Annotated in this window: 17 protein-coding genes; 6 read left to right on the top strand and 11 right to left on the bottom strand. The window is 67.6% G+C overall.

All coding sequences use genetic code 11. The features are described from left to right. The first annotated feature begins 3 nt into the window (after window positions 1-3). The 3 genes from J3S89_RS03175 to J3S89_RS03165 all read left to right on the top strand — a co-directional run bounded on the left by J3S89_RS03175 (window position 4) and on the right by J3S89_RS03165 (window position 4742). Complete coding sequence (locus tag J3S89_RS03175) at window positions 4-960, top strand: amino acid--[acyl-carrier-protein] ligase (protein ID WP_217926027.1); 957 nt, start codon at window positions 4-6, stop codon at window positions 958-960. A 107-nt stretch (window positions 961-1067) separates the two neighbouring features. Continuing rightward, window positions 1068-2054: a DUF1839 family protein gene (locus J3S89_RS03170; RefSeq protein ID WP_217926026.1), complete on the top strand. Its 987-nt coding sequence runs from the start codon at window positions 1068-1070 to the stop codon at window positions 2052-2054. Between the two features lie 222 nt (window positions 2055-2276). Continuing rightward, window positions 2277-4742, top strand: a complete 2466-nt coding sequence (locus J3S89_RS03165) for a glycosyl hydrolase 2 galactose-binding domain-containing protein (protein ID WP_217926025.1) — start codon at window positions 2277-2279, stop codon at window positions 4740-4742. 22 nt (window positions 4743-4764) lie between these two features. Here J3S89_RS03165 and J3S89_RS03160 read toward each other — a convergent pair whose 3' ends face one another. The 3 genes from J3S89_RS03160 to J3S89_RS03150 all read right to left on the bottom strand — a co-directional run bounded on the left by J3S89_RS03160 (window position 4765) and on the right by J3S89_RS03150 (window position 7563). Then, the gene (locus J3S89_RS03160) at window positions 4765-5985 is read right to left on the bottom strand and encodes an NAD(P)/FAD-dependent oxidoreductase (protein ID WP_230488931.1); all 1221 of its coding nucleotides are present in this window, start codon (window positions 5983-5985) and stop codon (window positions 4765-4767) included. After that, window positions 5982-6305: a 2Fe-2S iron-sulfur cluster-binding protein gene (locus J3S89_RS03155; RefSeq protein WP_217926024.1), complete on the bottom strand. Its 324-nt coding sequence runs from the start codon at window positions 6303-6305 to the stop codon at window positions 5982-5984. Before J3S89_RS03155 ends, J3S89_RS03160 begins: the two co-directional genes overlap by 4 nt. A 94-nt stretch (window positions 6306-6399) precedes the next feature. Continuing rightward, window positions 6400-7563, bottom strand: coding sequence for a cytochrome P450 (locus J3S89_RS03150; protein WP_217926023.1), 1164 nt, complete (start codon window positions 7561-7563; stop codon window positions 6400-6402). A gap of 183 nt (window positions 7564-7746) precedes the next feature. Between J3S89_RS03150 and J3S89_RS03145 the strand changes: the two genes are divergently transcribed. Further along, window positions 7747-8739 (top strand): helix-turn-helix domain-containing protein, encoded by a 993-nt coding sequence (locus J3S89_RS03145; RefSeq protein WP_217926022.1) that lies wholly within the window; start codon window positions 7747-7749, stop codon window positions 8737-8739. Here the strand turns inward: J3S89_RS03145 and J3S89_RS03140 are convergent. Next, entirely contained in the window at window positions 8730-9716 is a 987-nt protein-coding gene (locus tag J3S89_RS03140; RefSeq protein WP_217926021.1) for a DUF2336 domain-containing protein, read from the bottom strand. The genes J3S89_RS03145 and J3S89_RS03140 overlap by 10 nt on opposite strands. Before the next feature lie 163 nt (window positions 9717-9879). Here J3S89_RS03140 and J3S89_RS03135 point away from each other — a divergent pair, with 163 nt between their 5' ends. Beyond that, entirely contained in the window at window positions 9880-10218 is a 339-nt protein-coding gene (locus tag J3S89_RS03135) for a Rieske 2Fe-2S domain-containing protein (RefSeq protein ID WP_217926020.1), read from the top strand. A 6-nt stretch (window positions 10219-10224) separates the two neighbouring features. Here J3S89_RS03135 and J3S89_RS03130 read toward each other — a convergent pair whose 3' ends face one another. Next, on the bottom strand, window positions 10225-10608 hold the full coding sequence (locus J3S89_RS03130; RefSeq protein ID WP_217926019.1) for an arsenate reductase: 384 nt from the start codon (window positions 10606-10608) through the stop codon (window positions 10225-10227). A gap of 205 nt (window positions 10609-10813) precedes the next feature. Between J3S89_RS03130 and J3S89_RS03125 the strand changes: the two genes are divergently transcribed. Beyond that, window positions 10814-11356 (top strand): flavin reductase family protein, encoded by a 543-nt coding sequence (locus J3S89_RS03125; RefSeq protein ID WP_217926018.1) that lies wholly within the window; start codon window positions 10814-10816, stop codon window positions 11354-11356. A 480-nt stretch (window positions 11357-11836) separates the two neighbouring features. Here J3S89_RS03125 and J3S89_RS03120 read toward each other — a convergent pair whose 3' ends face one another. The 6 genes from J3S89_RS03120 to J3S89_RS03095 all read right to left on the bottom strand — a co-directional run. Beyond that, window positions 11837-13069 carry a type II toxin-antitoxin system HipA family toxin gene (locus J3S89_RS03120; RefSeq protein WP_217926017.1) on the bottom strand — a complete coding sequence of 411 codons (1233 nt, stop codon included), beginning with the start codon at window positions 13067-13069 and terminating at the stop codon, window positions 11837-11839. Further along, entirely contained in the window at window positions 13069-13449 is a 381-nt protein-coding gene (locus J3S89_RS03115) for a helix-turn-helix domain-containing protein (RefSeq protein WP_217926016.1), read from the bottom strand. Before J3S89_RS03115 ends, J3S89_RS03120 begins: the two co-directional genes overlap by 1 nt. Before the next feature lie 39 nt (window positions 13450-13488). Continuing rightward, the gene (locus tag J3S89_RS03110; RefSeq protein ID WP_217926015.1) at window positions 13489-14181 is read right to left on the bottom strand and encodes an IS630 family transposase; all 693 of its coding nucleotides are present in this window, start codon (window positions 14179-14181) and stop codon (window positions 13489-13491) included. Continuing rightward, on the bottom strand, window positions 14166-14387 hold the full coding sequence (locus tag J3S89_RS23340; RefSeq protein WP_274383117.1) for a helix-turn-helix domain-containing protein: 222 nt from the start codon (window positions 14385-14387) through the stop codon (window positions 14166-14168). Before J3S89_RS23340 ends, J3S89_RS03110 begins: the two co-directional genes overlap by 16 nt. A 382-nt stretch (window positions 14388-14769) precedes the next feature. Then, complete coding sequence (locus tag J3S89_RS03100; protein WP_217926013.1) at window positions 14770-15243, bottom strand: hypothetical protein; 474 nt, start codon at window positions 15241-15243, stop codon at window positions 14770-14772. Window positions 15244-15311: 68 nt separating this feature from the next. Continuing rightward, window positions 15312-15682 (bottom strand): IS5 family transposase (locus J3S89_RS03095; protein ID WP_217926012.1); only part of this gene is annotated, 371 nt, incomplete at its 5' end.

Raw genomic sequence — 15682 nt, 5'->3', positions numbered from 1 at the left:
GTCATGAACGCCCGACCTCCCGCATTCCAGGCGGCCGCCGAGGCGCCGAGCGTCTCCACCGCCAAGCCCTTCCTCGACGAACTCTTCGAGGACGGCGTCCTGATCCCCTCCGGTGTGGACGGTCTCTACGGCCGCTCCGGCGCCTTCGAGGAGGTGATCGATCGGTTCGAGACGCTGGTCGAGCGCTTCTCGAAGGAAGACGGGGCGGTGAAGATCCACTTCCCCCCCGCCATGCCGCGCGTCAACATGGAGAAGTCGGGCTATCTGAAGAGCTTTCCCCAGCTCGCCGGATCGGTCCACTCCTTCATGGGCAACGACATGGACCATTGCCGCCTGATCGCGGCGATCGCCGAAGGGGCGGACTGGTCGGAGTTCCAGAAGCCGACCGACCTCGTCCTGACGCCCGCCGCCTGCTACCCGCTCTATCCGACGGTGGCGGCCAAGGGCGCGGTGCCGGCCGAGGGGCTGCTGTTCGACCTGAAGAGCTACTGCTTCCGCCACGAGCCCTCCAAGGAACCGACCCGCATGCAGTTCTTCCGCATGCGCGAGAACGTCTGCATCGGCACCGCCGAACAGGTGACCGAGTTCCGCGAGCGCTGGCTGGCGCGCGGCCCCGAGCTCCTGCGCTCGCTCGATCTGCCCTGCGTCCTCGACGTCGCCAACGACCCGTTCTTCGGGCGCGGCGGCAAGCTGATGGCCCGCAATCAGCGCGACCAGCAGCTGAAGTTCGAGCTGCTCGTGCCGGTCAACTCGGTCGAGAACCCGACCGCCTGCCTCTCCTTCAACTACCACCAGGACCATTTCGGCACCCTGTGGGGGATGACGCGGGAAGACGGCGAGAAGGCCCATTCGGCCTGCGTCGGCTTCGGCCTCGAGCGCATCGCGCTGGCGCTCTTCCGCCAGCACGGCTCCGATCCGGCGACCTGGCCGGAAGCCGTGCGCAAGGTCCTGTGGGGCTGAGACCTCGAAGACTGGGGCCGCGCGACGCGCGGCCTTTCCTTCTCCCCTCGCGGGAGGAGGCGAACGCGCCGTCGGCGTGACCACACCGCTCGATCGTGGAGATCCGAATGCTCGCACTCGACCCCTCGACCCATCGCTCCCATGTCCTCCACGCCTCCGACCGCCGTTGGCCGCAGACCAACTGCTGGACCGATCTGTGGATCGAGATCGTCGCCGCGCTCGGCCACGATCCCCACGCCATGCTCGGCTTCACGGTGATGCAGGACTACGAGGGCGATCAGGCCACCTTCTTCAAGGTGCCGACCGAGGACATGGAGCGGCTCTGGGGTCTCAGGCTTCTCGAACTGTCGATCTTCGACCGGCTCGAGGCCCATGTGGTCGAGCAGGCGGCGCGCGGCCGCATCGTCGTGGTCGAGGTCGACGGGCATTACCTGCCCGACACGCTCGGCGTCTCCTATCGCACCACCCATCCGAAGACGACGATCGGCATCACGCGGATCGATCCGGAGGCCCGTCGCCTGGACTACTTCCACAACGACGGGTTCTTCTCTCTCGACGGCGAGGATTACGACGGGATCTTCGGCCGCCGCGGCGAGCCGGTCGATCCGACCCGGCTCCTGCCCTATGCCGAATTCCTCAAGATCCCGGACCGGGCGCCGCCGCGCGACCTGCGCCGCGAGACGGTGGCGCTGCTGCGCCGCCATCTCGACCGCCGTCCGGCGACCAATCCCTTCGCCGCCTGGGCCGCCGACTTCCCGCGCCACGCCGCCGATCTCGCGACCCGGCCGCCGGAGTGGTTCCACACCTACGCCTTCAATCTGCCGCGCCAGTACGGCGCGAATTTCGAGCTTCTCGCCAGCCATCTGCGCTGGCTCGAGGCGAAGGGCGAGACCGGGCTCGAGCCCGCCGCGATCGAGGCCGAGGCCATCGCCGAGACCGCCAAGGTGTTCCAGTTCAAACTGGCGCGGGCGATGGCGCGCAGGAAATTCGACGGTCTCGTCGAGATGATCGAGACCATGGCCGCCTCCTGGGAGCGGATCATGGCCGATCTCGACGCGAAATATCGCGACGAACCGATCCGCGACGCCGCTTGATACCGAGCCTGGGAAGTTTCGACATGCTCGAAACTGCGTAGGCGAAGGCAAGCCCGAACGGGCGTCGGCCGGTCAGGCCGCAACCGCAGGCCATTCCGACGAGTCGGAATGGCCTGTGATAGATATGAGCGTCGCGAACGGGGGGCGACCGGGCTGCCGGGGGCCGCGCTCCGGGTTACTCTTCCCCGAGAAAGACGCCCTCGACTCGCCCGGAGCCCGCCCGTGACCGCACGTCCGTTCGAAACCGCCGTCGCCCTCGACGCCGGTTGGTCGCTGACCTCGACGCCCGCGCGGGCCCACGCCGGCCCCGCCGATCTGCCGCCCGACGCCGAACGGCTCGTAGCCGCCGTTCCCGGCACCGTCGCCGCGACGCTCGCCGCCCACGGCCGCTGGTCGCTCGACGCGCCGGCCGCCCTCCACGATCGCGATCACTGGTATCGCCGCCGTCTCGACGTCGCCGGCCGCCGCATTCTGCGCTTCGAGGGTCTCGCGACCATCGCGCAGGTCTTCCTCGACGGCCGTGAGATCCTGGCCTCGACCAGCATGTTCCTCGCCCACGAGGTCGAGGTCGATCTCGTCGGCGGCGAGGAACTGGCGATCGTCTTCCGCTCGCTCGCCGCCCATCTCGACGGCGTGAAGCCGAAACGCGCCCGCTGGCGCTCGACCCTGGTGCCCGATCAGCGCCTGCGCGCGGTGCGCACCACGCTCCTCGGCCACATGCCCGGCTGGTGTCCGCCGGTCGACGTGGTCGGCCCGTTCCGCCCTGTTCTGCTGATCGATCCGGCCGAGGCCCGGCTTCGCGACGTGCATCTGCGCGCCGATTACGACGGCATCGACGGCCGGCTCGAGGCGCGGATCGATCCGGCGCCGGGCGTGTCGCTCGACGGCGCGGTGGTGCGCTGCGCCGGCTGCGAGGCGCCGCTCGTCGCCGGCCCCGACGGCGGTCTCGTCGCCCGCCTCGCCCTCGCCGGCATCGCACCCTGGTGGCCGGCGACCCACGGCGAGCCGAGGCTGCACGACGTCGTCCTCGACGTCGCCGGGCGCCGTCTGCCGCTCGGCCGGGTCGGCTTCCGCCGGCTCACCGTCGACCGCGACGCCGACGGCAAGGGCTTCGGCATCACGGTCAACGGCGTCCCGGTCTTCGCGCGCGGCGTCGTCCGGACCCCGTCCGACCTCGTCGGCCTCGCCGGAGATCGCGAAGCCCTCGCCCCCGACCTCGACCGTCTCGTCGCCGCCGGCGTGAACATGGTCCGCGTCGCCGGGATCGGCGCCTATGAGAGCGCCGCCTTCCACGACCTCTGCGACGAGCGCGGCCTTCTGGTCTGGCAGGACCTGATGTTCGCCAATTTCGATTATCCCGCCGCCGATCCCGCCTTCGTCGATCTCTGCCGCCGCGAGGCCGAGCAGGTTCTGACGCGGCTCGCCGCCTCGCCGTCGCTCACCATCGTCTGCGGCGGCTCGGAGGTGACCCAGCAGGCGGCGATGATGGGCCTTCCGCCCGCCGCCTGGGGCAATGCCCTCTTCGACGAGATCCTGCCCGAGATTGCCGCCCGCCTCGCCCCCTCGGTGCCGTGGCTGCGCTCGACGCCGGACGGCGGCGCCATGCCCTTCCGCGTCGACGAGGGCGTCGGCCATTATTTCGGCGTCGGCGCCTATCGCCGCCCGCTCGACGACGCGCGCCGCGCGAAGGTCCGCTTCGCCGCCGAGTGCCTCGCCTTCGCCCACGTGCCGGACCCGGTCTCACTCGCCACGGCGCTGCCGGTTCCCCCGGTCCAGCATCCGAAATGGAAGGCGCGGGTGCCGCGCGACACCGGAGCGGCCTGGGACTTCGAGGACACGCGGATCCACTACGAGGCCGCCGTCTTCGGCGTCGATCCGCACGCGCTGCGCCAGGAGGATCCGGCGCGCTACCTCGATCTCGCCCGCGCCACGACCGCCCATGTGGTCGAGGAGACGATCCGCGAATTCCGCCGCCCCGGTTCGACGACGCGCGGCGCGCTGGTGCTGCTCCACCGCGATCCCTGGTTCGGCGCCGGTTGGGGCCTCGTCGACGCGCTCGGCGTGCCGAAGTCGAGCTTCCATGCGCTCGCCCGCGCGAGCCGTCCGGTCGCGGTGATCCTCTCCGACGAGGGCGTCAACGGGCTCGACGTCCATCTCTCGAACGAGACGGCGGCCCCGGTCTCCGGCCGGCTCGATCTCGTCGCGCTCGCCGACGGAGCCCGCCCCGCCGTCGCCGGCTCGCGCGAGGTCGAGATCCCGGCGCGCGGCGCGCTGACCCTCGCCGCCACCGACCTCTTCGGCGCCTTCTTCGACACGACCCGGGCCTATCGCTTCGGCCCGCCCGCGCACGACGCGACCCATGCTCGCCTGACCGGCCCCGACGGGGAGGTGCTCGCCGAGGCCTTCCATTTCCCGCTCGGCCGCACCGCCACGCGCCGCGCCTGCGGGCTCATCGCGCGGGTCGAGGGCGGGGAGGGGGCGTGGCGCCTCGTCGTCGCGACCAGTGTGCTCGCGACCTCGGTGGTGATCGTCGACGAGAATTTCCTCGCCGAGGACGACGGTTTCCATCTGGCGCCGGGCGAACGCAGCCTCGCGCTGCGTCCCCGTCCGGGCGCCGATCCGGCCGCGCCGCCGGAGGGCGAGGTGCGGGCGATCGACGCCGTCGAGGTCGCCCGCTATCGGGCGTGAGGCACGTGGGCGCGACGCGCCGTCAGCCGCGCGCCGCCGCCATCGGATCGAACGCCGCCGCAGCGACGTCGTCCGGCGTGAGCGCCATGCCGCGATCGAGGATCCGCCGCGCCGCCATGTGCTCCTGGGCGAGGTTCACCGTGTCGACCGCGATCAGGCGATCCCCGGCGAAGTGCCAGAGCGAAAACCGCCCCGAGGCCGGATCGCCGCGCGTCACCATCGCCGTCGCGCCGGCCGAGAGCCCGGCCATCTGCAGTTTGACGTCGTATTGATCGGACCAGAACCACGGCGTCGCCGTGAAGGGGCGGTCCTTGCCCATCAGCGCCGCCGCCGCCGACTTCGCCTGTTCGACCGCGTTCTGCACCGATTCCAGCCGCTGCGACGTGCCGTCGTCGAGCCGCCGCACGGTGCAGTCGCCGGCCGCGACGACCCCGGGCGCGGAGGTGCGCGAGGAGGCGTCGACGACGATCCCGCGCTCGCAGACGATCCCTGCCGCGCGGGCGAGATCGTCCGCCGCGACGACGCCGATCCCGACCACCACCACGTCGGCGGGAAGCTCGCCGGCCCCGGTCGCGACCGCGCGCACGCGGCCACTCTCGCCGAGGATCGCGGTCACCCCGGTCTCGAGCAGGATGCGCACCCCGTGGCGCGCGTGCAGCTCGGTGTGGAAGGCGGAGATCGCCGGCGGCACCGCGCGGGCCATGATCCGCGCCTGAGCCTCGACCACGGTGACCTCGCAGCCGCGTTTGACCGCCGCCGCCGCCACTTCGAGCCCGATGAACCCGGCACCGATCACCACCACCCGAACGCCCGGCGCGAGCCGCGCCGCGAGACGCGTGGCGTCGTCGAGCGAGCGCAGCGCCATGACGCCGTCGAGATCGGCGCCGGGAACCGGCAGGCCGCGCGGGCGGGCGCCGGTGGCGAGCGCGAGCCCCGCCCAGCGCAGCGTCTCGCCGCCCTCGAAGGTGAGGCTCCGCGCCGCCGGATCGATCGCCGCGACCTCGCGGGCCATGACGTGCTCGATCCCCTTGCGCTCAAGGAACTCCGGTCCGCGAATGCCGACCTGCGCCTCGATCGCCTCGCCGAGGAGCCAGGCCTTGGAGAGCGGCGGGCGGTGATAGGGCGGATGCGGCTCGTCGCCGAGGAGGCGGATCGGCCCCTCCCACCCTTCGGATCTGAGGCTTTCGGCGATCTGGAGACCGGCTTGACCGGCCCCGACGATCACCATGGGATCGCTGGTCACGACTGAACCTCGGCGACACGCAGGATCAGCCCTTCGATCTCGGGCGTCACCTTGATCTGGCAGGAGAGGCGGCTGTTGGGCCGTCGCTCGGCGGCGACGTTGTCGAGCATGGCCAGTTCGCCGTCGAGCGGCGCCGGTAGGCGCGCCGCGACGTCGCCCTCGACATAGCAGTGACAGGTGGCGCAGGCACAGGACCCGCCGCATTCCGCGTCGATGCCCTCGACCCCCTTGGAGGTCGCGACCTGCATCGCCGACCAACCCTCCTGCGCCTCGATCGCCACCTCGGCGCCCGAAGGCTCGATGAACGTCAGCTTCACCATGCGTCTCTCTCCCTCGATGGGCCCGCCTCTCGGGGGCGGGCTCCGTACGTGTGATGCGCCCGCCGTCGGTGGGCGGGTCGCGGGCATCCTGGCCTCACGCCCGGACGAGGTCCAGCCGGGTCGGGCTGCGGAAGGTCGAGGACGGCATCCACGGCAGGTCCGTTTCGACCCGAGCATAGTCCGGAACCACGCGATGCAGTTCCTCCATCCCGATCCGAACCGCCATGCGCGCGATGGCGGTGCCGAGGCAGGCATGGACCGAGCCGCCGAAGCCGAGATGGCCGCGCGGCTTGCGCCCGATGTCGTAGACGTCGGGGTTCGGGAACTGGCGCTCGTCGCGATTGCCGGCGCCATAGGCGAGGCAGACGAAGTCGCCCGCCTTCATGGTCTCGCCGTGCAACGTCACGTCGCGGGTGAGGCAGCGGCGGAATCTCTGGGCGGACGTGTTGTAGCGCAGCGATTCCTCGATCGCGTCGGCGAGGAGTGCGGGATCCGCCACCACGGCGCGGCGCGCCTCCGCATGGTCGGCGAGATTGAGCGCGAACATCACCAGGAACCCGGCGAGCGATTCCACCCCCGCCATGATCAGCGTGGTGATGGTCAAGAGCACTTCGCGCTCCTCCAGCCGATCGCCGTCGATCTCGGCCGAGGACAGGAGCGAGATCAGATCGCCGCAGGGCTCGGCCCGCCGCAGCGCGATGATCCGCGCCGCATAGGCCTGCATCCACTCGTAGGCGGCGATGTGCTCCGGCCCCTTGGTGCGGGTCACCGGATCGGACTGCACCATCAGCACCGCCTTCTCGCGCACCGTCGCCTCGTCGCCCATCGGCAGGCCGAGCACCGCGAACAGCACCCGCACCGTGAACTTCGACGAGAAGTCGCCGATGTAGTCGAAACGGTCGCGCCCGGCGAGCTCGGCCGCCAGTTCCGCCGCGATCGCCCGGATCGGCTCGGCGAGCGTCTCCAGATTGCGCTTCATGAAGGCGTGTTGGATGAGCCCGCGCAGACGGTCGTGACGCGGCGGATCGGTGGTCCCGAGCGTCGCCCCGGCGCGGTTCGGCAACTCGGTCATGAGATTGCCCTTGGCCGAGGAATAGGTCTGCCAGTCGTTCAGCGCCGTGACGATGTCGGCGTGGCGCGACAGCACCCACATTCCCGCCTCTGGGCTCCAGAAACAGGGAAACTCGTCACGAAGCCGCCGATAGGCGGGAAACGGATCGGCGTCGATCGCCGGCGAATAGGGGTCGAAGACGAACATGTGGCCTCCCTCGCGAGCGACTTCGGCCGGGCCGGTCGCTCGTCGCCGCCGGGAGCGGAACGCTCCGGCCTCCGGGTTTTCCCGGATGCGTCGATCCTGCCCGTCGCGCCGCGCGGGCGAAATGGACGATCGAGGGAAAATTCTGTACTTTTCCGTCGGAGCATCCTGGGGAGGGTCGACGTCTTGTGCGCCGCAATAAGGGGTAAAACAGGGAGAGGACGCCGGATTTCGACGGGCCGGGACACTCGAATTCCTGCATTTTTCCTCTATGGCGAGAGCAGCGGCGGGGCCGGCGACGACTTCGTCCACGTCGAGGACATCGCCGCGCGTTCGAGCCTCTACGGCTGGGAGATCGACCGCCACGTCCATCAGGGCCTCTGCCAGATCCTGGTGGTGGTCGAGGGCGGGGTCGATCTGCGCCTCGACGACGTCGAGACCTCGCCCTCCGCCCCTTGCGCGGTGGTGGTGCCGCCCGGCACCGTCCATGCCTTCCGCTTTCGCCCCGGCACGATCGGCCATGTCCTGACCTTCGCGGAACGTGGCCTGACCCGCGCCGCGACCGAACGCGAGGCCTTGGTGGAGAGCCTCTTCGCCCGCCCCGCCGTGACCGGCTTCGCCGACCGGCCCGACGTCCTTGCTCGCATCACCCGCCTCCTCGAGGAGATCGGCGAGGAGTTCCACGGCGCCGAGCCGGGCCGCGCGGTCCTGCTCGATTGGCTGGTCTCGGCCGTCCTGACGCTTCTGGCACGCGCCGTCGCGACACCCTGGAGCCGATCGGCGCGTCCCGAGGCCGACCTCTTCGCCCGCTTCCGCGCCCTGGTCGAACGCGCCCATGCCGAGCATCGCCCGATCGCGTGGTATGCCGCGACCCTCGGCGTCGGCGAGAGCAGCCTCGATCGCGCCGCCCGCGCCGTCGTCGGCACCACGGCCTTCGAGGTGGTGCAGGAACGGCTGGCGCTCGAGGCGCGACGGCGGCTGATCTACATCGCCGCGCCGGTGTCACGCCTCGCCTATGAGCTGGGTTTCGAGGATCCCGCCTACTTCTGGCGCTTCTTCAAGCGCCGCACCGGCCTGACGCCCAACGCCTTCCGCCGCATGGCGCGGGCGCGCGCCACCGCGACCGGCGGCACGGGCGAGACCGGCGACGCGGGGGAGGGGGGCGAGGCTCAGGCCTGACGCAGCACGAAGGTGCGGCGGCCGCGCCCGAGGTCGCGGGCGACGAGTTCGTCGATGCGCGCCCGCATCCGCTCGCCGAGGCGATGATGGAGGTAACGAGCGATGGCCGGCGGTAGGTCGCCGCGCCGCGCCAGTGCCTCGTCCATCTCCGAATGATCGGTGGCGATCGCCGAGAGCACGTCGAACCCGCGCGTCGAGATCTCGGCGCCGACGTTGCCGGCGATGGTGAGCAGCACCCGCGGACGGCCGCGATCGATCAGGAAATCGGTCATCTGGATGGAGAGCGGCGAGCGCCAGGCGATCGCGACCTCCTTCGATTCCTCGTCGTTGGTGACGACCATGCCGATCAGATCTTCGTCGGAGAGGACCGCATGGACGAGCTCGCGCGTCTCCAGCCGGCGATTGAGCAGCGAGGCGACCTGCGGCGGCAGATCGGAGCGCCGCGCCAGCGCCTTGCCCATGGCGCTCTGGCGCACGGCGGTGTCGCACAGCATCTCGAGGCTGGCGCGCGACAGCTTGGCGCCCTTGTTGCCGGCGAGCGCGGTCAGCACCTCCGGCCGACCCTTGCCGATCAACACGTCGGAGATCGTCTCGCTCACCTGGGCGCGCCGCGCGATGGCGCCGTGGACGCGCTCGCCGTCGCGGGTGGCGATGAGCTTGAGCAGTTCGAGATCGGTGAAGGGGGCGTGTTCGATGACCGACGAGGCGACCAGATGATCGTCGTCGAGGAGGCGGGCGATCACCGTCTGCGGCGTGTGCGGCAGCGGCGCGACGTCGCGGGCGAAGGCGAAGCGATCGAGAAGACCGGCCTTGTCGAGAAGAGCGATCGACAATTTGTTGAAGATCTGGCTCTCGACCGGCGTCAGTTCGGTCGTGTCGCGGCCATGCAACTCGGCGAGGCGCTTCAGCATCTCGGGCGCGGGCCGGCTTCCGCCGGTTCCCTCGCGATAGAGCTCGCGTAGTCGCTTCTCGCGCATGCCTCTCCCCTTCCTCCGGGAGACAATAATCGCGAGACGATTGAGAAAACCTTTCGGCTTCCCTTGGGGAGGCGACGGCGTCGGCGGATCCGCCCGGCGGCACCGAACTTGCTCGACCTCTCCCGTGACCGACCGGTGTGTCGGACTTGCGACGGGAGACGACATGTTCCACCGGGTCCTCGAGGCCGCCGCGCTCGCGGAAGGCGCCTGCGAAGTCGTGACGATCGAAAGGAAGCGCTGGCTGGTGGTCTGGCCGACGGGCGGCGAGCCCAAAGCCTTCCGCGCGCTCTGCCCGCACGACGAATCGAGCCTCGTCGAGGCGACGTTCGACGGCCGCGAGATGACTTGCCCGCATCACCGCTGGCGCTTCGACGGCACGACCGGCGCCTGCGTCTCGGGCCAGAAATGCGCGCCGGTCAAGCAATACGACCTGAAGATCGAGGACGGCGCGATCTTCGTCGACGTGCCCGAGAAGGTGAAGAAGCGCCTGCGCGAGGGCTGAAGGCGCTCAGGCGAGGAAGCGCTCCCACTCCTCGGGCTTGAAGCCGACGAGGATGTCGGAGCCGCGCGTCAGGACCGGCCGCTTGATCATCGAGGGCTGCGCGACCATCAGCGCGATCGCTCGTCCCTCGTCGAGATCGGCGCGCGCCGCCTCCGGCAGCTTGCGGAAGGTGGTGCCGGACCGATTGAGGAGCTTCTCCCAACCGACCTTCCCGGCCCATTCGCGCAGACGCTCCGCCGTCACGCCCTCGAGCTTGTAGTCGTGGAAGACGTGCGGCACGCCTCGCGTCTCGAGGAAGGTCCGCGCCTTCTTCATCGTGTCGCAGGCCTTGATGCCGAAGATGTCGATGGTCGCCAAAGGAGCCGCTCCCGCCCGATCGTTCCGGTTCATGTCAGCGCGTCGAACTTGCACGCGAAGGCACCGCTCCGTCCAGAGGCGGCCGGCCGTAACACGATCGAAATGGCAGGTAACTGTGAATATTGATGAATTTCAGCATCCTCGTGCTTCGCCGGGACGCGCGGGGGGGTGAAGAATCGGGAACGGGCCGCCGGTGAGAGGGTGTATGATGTCGTCATGTCCTCACGAGGATGACGACATGCGGACGCTGGCGCTCGAAAAGGCATTCACCCTGGTCGAACCGGGTCCCGTCGTGCTGGTGACCACCAACGACGGCGAGAAGAACAACGTCATGACCATCACATGGACGATGGTCATGGGCTTTTCTGCGGAATTCGCGATGACGACGGGCGCTTGGAACTATTCCTACGCCGCGTTGGAGAAGTCGCGGGAATGTGTGATCGCGATTCCGACCGTCGACATGATCGACACCGTCGTCGGAATCGGCACCTGCTCGGGCGCGGACACGGACAAGTTCCGGAAGTTCGGGCTCACCGCGCGGCCCGGAAAGCACGTTCGAGCGCCGCTCATCGAGGACTGTCTCGCGAACATCGAATGTCGCGTCACGGACATCGTCGAGCGACACGGCATCGTCGTGTTGCAGGGCGTCGCGGCCTATTATGACGATGCGCGCAAGGAGAAGCGTATGCTGCATGCCGTCGGCGACGGGACTTTCATCGTCGACGGCCGCAAGCTCGATCGCAAGGAAATGATGCGCTCCAAACTCCCTCCGGGAGTCTGAAGCGCCCCTTCCCGCGTCTCTCGCTCGCCCCGATCAGGCTCGTCTTTTCCGTGAGGCGACGGCGCGAGATGGCGATGAGTGGGGGAAGATTACTCCCACTCGATGATCAACCGAAGTGGTAAGTATTTGAATTTTCGACGAGTGTAAGACGGAGAAATCGACGTTTACCGTCAGATATACCGTCAGAATCACACGCAATTGATTTTCCACAATAAATGTGGCGCGGTGCGCGGCGTCAATCTCTTCGTTCGTATTATATACGAAGCGCGGGAGAAATAGCTAGAGCCGATCGCAAACGTCCGTGATTGACTGCGATAGATGGCGCGATGATACCTCCCATGCCTTCTTCGAGTTTACCAACTGGGCACGCCCGGCAACCCCGGACTTCTGGCTACCCTTCCCGCAAACTCCCGCGAGGAAAACAGATGACAAATCTCCATATCTGATGAATAATACCCATATCTCCGTCAAATACGGCGGCTAGAGCGTCAAAGCGATCTCGGTTTCAGCGTTCAGGAAAGCGGGCTCGTAGTCGCGCGCCAGGCTGCCGGTGACGCCGACCTGACGGAGCGCCTCACGCCATCCATCCGAAATGCGCTGCGCGGTGTCGCGGATGATCCGGCGTGCGTCGGGCTCAGCAATTTCGAAGAAGCCGCAAGCGTCGAGAGCAAGCCGGATGGACCGGTCGTGCGCACCTCCCTCCAGGATCGCCGTTTCAAGATGCGGGTTGCGATCGGGTGCCGGATTGACGTCGAAGACCGGAGACAAGCGCCAACGCCCGCTGCCGACATAGAGAAAACCGTGGTTCTTCAGATGGTCGTCCTTGTTCGAGACGAGAATGGTGAAGACCAGACGAGAATAGAGTTCTCGGAAGTCCGCGTTCGGATCGGCCGACGCCGTTCGCATGAAATCGACGATCTCGGTGTAGGCACCGAGATCCGTCCCGGTCTTGCCGAGTGCCGTGCGCGCCGAGATATAAGGAATACGCGCGCTGCCACGCCGGTCGAACCGTTGCAGCAAGGCGACCGGGAACGGAGTGTCCGCGAGTTCCAGCCGGACTTCCGGCGTGCGGATGCCGCAGGCCCCGGCGAGCCGAAGCGTCGCGACTTCAACCCGCTCGATCGGTTGCTGATCGTGTACGGAGGTGAACTTGGCGAGCCATAGGACTTCGCCGTCTATGACGTTGGCTTTCGGACGTGCGCCGCCCGAACCGCCGGCTCCCGCAAGAGCCTGCAGGTTCCGAGCCGAAATCTCTTTGCCCTGCTCATAGGCCCGGGCAATGCCGGTGATCGTCTGCAGATCGATGAGGCGCGGCACCGCCTCGGCGGCGCCCCCGCGGATCACGGCTCCCGCGTCATCGACGAAGCGCAAGGCACCCTGACGGCAGGTGTCGTCGGAGAGCGTCAGATAGGCGAACTCGGAGAGGTTTTTGCCATAGGCTCGTTCGAGAAGCCGACGCCCCCAACTGTCCGGCGATGCGTCGCTGAAAACGCCGGCGAGCGCATCACGCATGGTGTCCGACTGTCCCGAGGTATGGAACGGCCCGCCATCGAAGGGCATGTCCGGCTGCAACGCGAAGGCGCGCGGGTTCTCTCGCCAGGCTGGGTCATAGGAGAAGGTGGAAAACTGACGCGGCCCGGCCTGCGTGAACCGCAAGTGGCCGACCGGCGTCAGGCTCTCCCCCAGAGCGACACGGGCGTTGAATTCGGGCATCAGAAGGCCGCGCCGTCCGGGTCGACGACGTCCCTTGCTCCAGCCGAGGCCTCATCGTCGAGCGCCTTCTGCTTGCGAAGCTTCGCGGCATAGGTCTTTCCGCGCCGCGGCAGTTGCTCGGAAGCCAGCGCCAGACCCAAATCATCCTTGCGGAAGTCGACGAGGTCCGCCAAGCGCTCGACCAGCCCCAAGGCGACGAGAATGTCCGCTAGGGTCCCGATGCCGACGCCGGGATCGCCCTTTTCGAGACGGGCGACTGTGCTGGCAGACGTGCCGGCGCGGGCTGCCAGATCGGCCACGGCAATTCCCCGCCGCAGGCGTGCGCCGCGTACGTCGTGTCCGAGCCTCTCGAGCGCCACCCTCGACTTCGGAGAACCCATATTATCCTCCATATACGAACGATTTCTCATCGTAATTATCTATATATGACAAATTGAGGCGATCTTCAAGTATGAGGACGACGGCCTGCGCAATGGCCAAGCCGGAATGGCCCGTTCAAAGAAACGCAACGGTGTCGTGAGCTCGGCCTTATACCAACCTGATGAAGTCCAGACCTGTTTGAGGTAGGGATATGCGGTGAGGCTTGCGACGCGGCCCTTGTCGGCGAGGAGGTCGTTCCACGCCTTTGCACAGGCATAGACGATCGCCGGCACGTCGGCGAAGACGCGGTGAGAGAGGTACCTTTCCTTCAGGTGAAGCCCGACGCGTTCGACCAGGTTCAGTTCCGGGGAATACGGCGGCAGGTGTACGAGGCTGACGTTCTGCGGCACCTTCAGCCGCCCGGTGACGTGCCAGCCCGCCTTGTCCATGACGAGGATGGCGTGGACGTTCGGGGCGAGCGAAGCCGAGAACGCGTCAAGGAAGAGGCTCATCATCGCGGTGTCGGCGTGAGGCAGGACGAGGCCGAAGGCGTCGTCGGTGTCGGGGCGGACGGCGCCGTAGACGTAGACCGACTTAAACCGTTTGTCGGTCGGGGCAATCGGGCGTTGTCCCCGCTGGTACCAGACGTGGGCGTTTCGCCCCTTCTGACCGACGCAGGCTTCGTCCTCGAACCACAGTTGAACGTCGGCATCGCGGTGACGGCGGACGATCCGTTTCACCGCGCGCGCCATCCCCCTTTTTGAAAATCCCGTTGCGCCGCCGGATCGCTCTGCGGATGGCCGGGCAGGGTCTTCTGGTGCGACAGATCCAGCCCCTTCATCAGTCGGAGCATGCCGGCCTCGGTGTAGTCCACCCCGAACCGCTCTCGACAGATTGTGAATAAGCGCCGAAACAGGACCCCGCCGCAGATTGCTTCAGTCCATTGAAATAGCGTCATGAACTTCGTGTCGACCCGGGTCGTCATCGAAAATAGCGAATTGAATCAGTGGGCTAGGATGTCTCCGGCCAGGGCTCCATTTCGGCGCTCATTCACAGACATGACGAGCAGTTGGCATGGCGGCGGCGCGCCAACGCGATGATGAAGATCGTCTCCCCACGCGTGTCGATCTGCTCAACAGCAAGGTCAGGCGGAACGAGAGACGTGAAGCAGCGCGGCAACGACATGGCGCCCCCCCCCATCCGGGATGAGTTGCTCAGTCCGCCTCCAAACTTCATCTAGAGTGAGTCAGATTCCCGCTCCGATGACGATCAACATCTATCGGTCCACCGAGCTGTGCCGCCGGACGCGGCGGATTCTACGGGCCGTTTCGGGTGTGATCTCACGGCGCCCGAGCCAGTTGATCTTGCCCAGCGTGCGAGCGCGCGTCCAGCAGACTTATGCCAAGCCGGCATATCCAGTCTTCCAGGCCGACCGTGTCGCCGAGGCGCCCCGTAATCGCGGGAAGAAACAGCTTCTCGCCAATGTGTTCGCCGAGGGCGCGATAGGCCTCGAATTGCTGCTCAGAGAAGAACTGATCTGCGGTTGACTGATGTGGGAACGCCGGCTCGTCGAATTTGAAACGTCTGATGAATTCGCCTTCGTTGCCTGTTAGCGACAGCTTCAGATAGACGAGATAGCCAATCTCAATTTCCCCGTCCTGCTGCCCGCGCGGATAGAGAATCCGGCAGATCCGGAAATGTGATCTGCTGAATCCGGAAGAGCCCAATCTGAGGTCGTCGAGGTCCGCCTCCAGCACGATGCCGAAGTCGATGTAGGCGAGCCGCTGCAGGTTGGTCAGCGCATGAAATGTCATCTCGGGGTCACTCTCGCCGTCGACGGCAACGATGAAGCGGCAGCGCCGGCGCAGCAACTCATAGACGCCTAGGTCCTGTTGACGAATAAGCGTATCCATAGGCGGACGGCGGCGATGAGGACGAAGCCGAGATAGCTGTCGGCGGTCTTGTCGTAGCGGGTGGCGAGGCGGCGCCAGTTCTTCAACCTGTTGAAGCAGCGCTCGATCCGGTTCCTCAGGGCGTAGACGTAGGCGTCGATGGGGACCTGAACCTTCCGGCTTCGCCGCATCGGGATAATCGGCGTGACGCCGCGCGCTTCCATCTCCGTGCGGATGGCATCCGCATCGTAGCCGCGATCGGCGAGCAGAACCTTCGGTTCCGGCCCGTCGGCGTCGAGGAGAGGCAGTGCGCCGGTGTAGTCCGAGGCTTGGCCGGGTGCGATGTCGACGGCTACGGGGA

Origin of the sequence: Pinisolibacter aquiterrae (assembly GCF_019160155.1) — a bacterium.
In the GTDB taxonomy this organism is placed as follows: Bacteria; Pseudomonadota; Alphaproteobacteria; order Rhizobiales; family Ancalomicrobiaceae; genus Pinisolibacter; species Pinisolibacter aquiterrae.
Note: the sequence above shows the minus strand (reverse complement) of the source record. Positions and strands in the feature narration are given on the sequence as shown.

Bases quoted from the DNA above. Each gene is read 5' to 3' on its own strand.
- J3S89_RS03170 (WP_217926026.1), top strand. From the start codon at position 1,068: ATGCTCGCACTCGACCCCTCGACCCATCGCTCCCATGTCCTCCACGCC.
- J3S89_RS03135 (WP_217926020.1), top strand. From the start codon at position 9,880: ATGTTCCACCGGGTCCTCGAGGCCGCCGCGCTCGCGGAAGGCGCCTGC.
- J3S89_RS03140 (WP_217926021.1), bottom strand. From the start codon at position 9,716: ATGCGCGAGAAGCGACTACGCGAGCTCTATCGCGAGGGAACCGGCGGA.
- J3S89_RS03120 (WP_217926017.1), bottom strand. From the start codon at position 13,069: ATGCCCGAATTCAACGCCCGTGTCGCTCTGGGGGAGAGCCTGACGCCG.
- J3S89_RS03100 (WP_217926013.1), bottom strand. From the start codon at position 15,243: ATGACATTTCATGCGCTGACCAACCTGCAGCGGCTCGCCTACATCGAC.
- J3S89_RS23340 (WP_274383117.1), bottom strand. From the start codon at position 14,387: ATGACGCTATTTCAATGGACTGAAGCAATCTGCGGCGGGGTCCTGTTT.
- J3S89_RS03155 (WP_217926024.1), bottom strand. From the start codon at position 6,305: ATGGTGAAGCTGACGTTCATCGAGCCTTCGGGCGCCGAGGTGGCGATC.
- J3S89_RS03175 (WP_217926027.1), top strand. From the start codon at position 4: ATGAACGCCCGACCTCCCGCATTCCAGGCGGCCGCCGAGGCGCCGAGC.
- J3S89_RS03125 (WP_217926018.1), top strand. From the start codon at position 10,814: ATGCGGACGCTGGCGCTCGAAAAGGCATTCACCCTGGTCGAACCGGGT.
- J3S89_RS03130 (WP_217926019.1), bottom strand. From the start codon at position 10,608: ATGAACCGGAACGATCGGGCGGGAGCGGCTCCTTTGGCGACCATCGAC.
- J3S89_RS03115 (WP_217926016.1), bottom strand. From the start codon at position 13,449: ATGGGTTCTCCGAAGTCGAGGGTGGCGCTCGAGAGGCTCGGACACGAC.
- J3S89_RS03110 (WP_217926015.1), bottom strand. From the start codon at position 14,181: ATGGCGCGCGCGGTGAAACGGATCGTCCGCCGTCACCGCGATGCCGAC.
- J3S89_RS03150 (WP_217926023.1), bottom strand. From the start codon at position 7,563: ATGTTCGTCTTCGACCCCTATTCGCCGGCGATCGACGCCGATCCGTTT.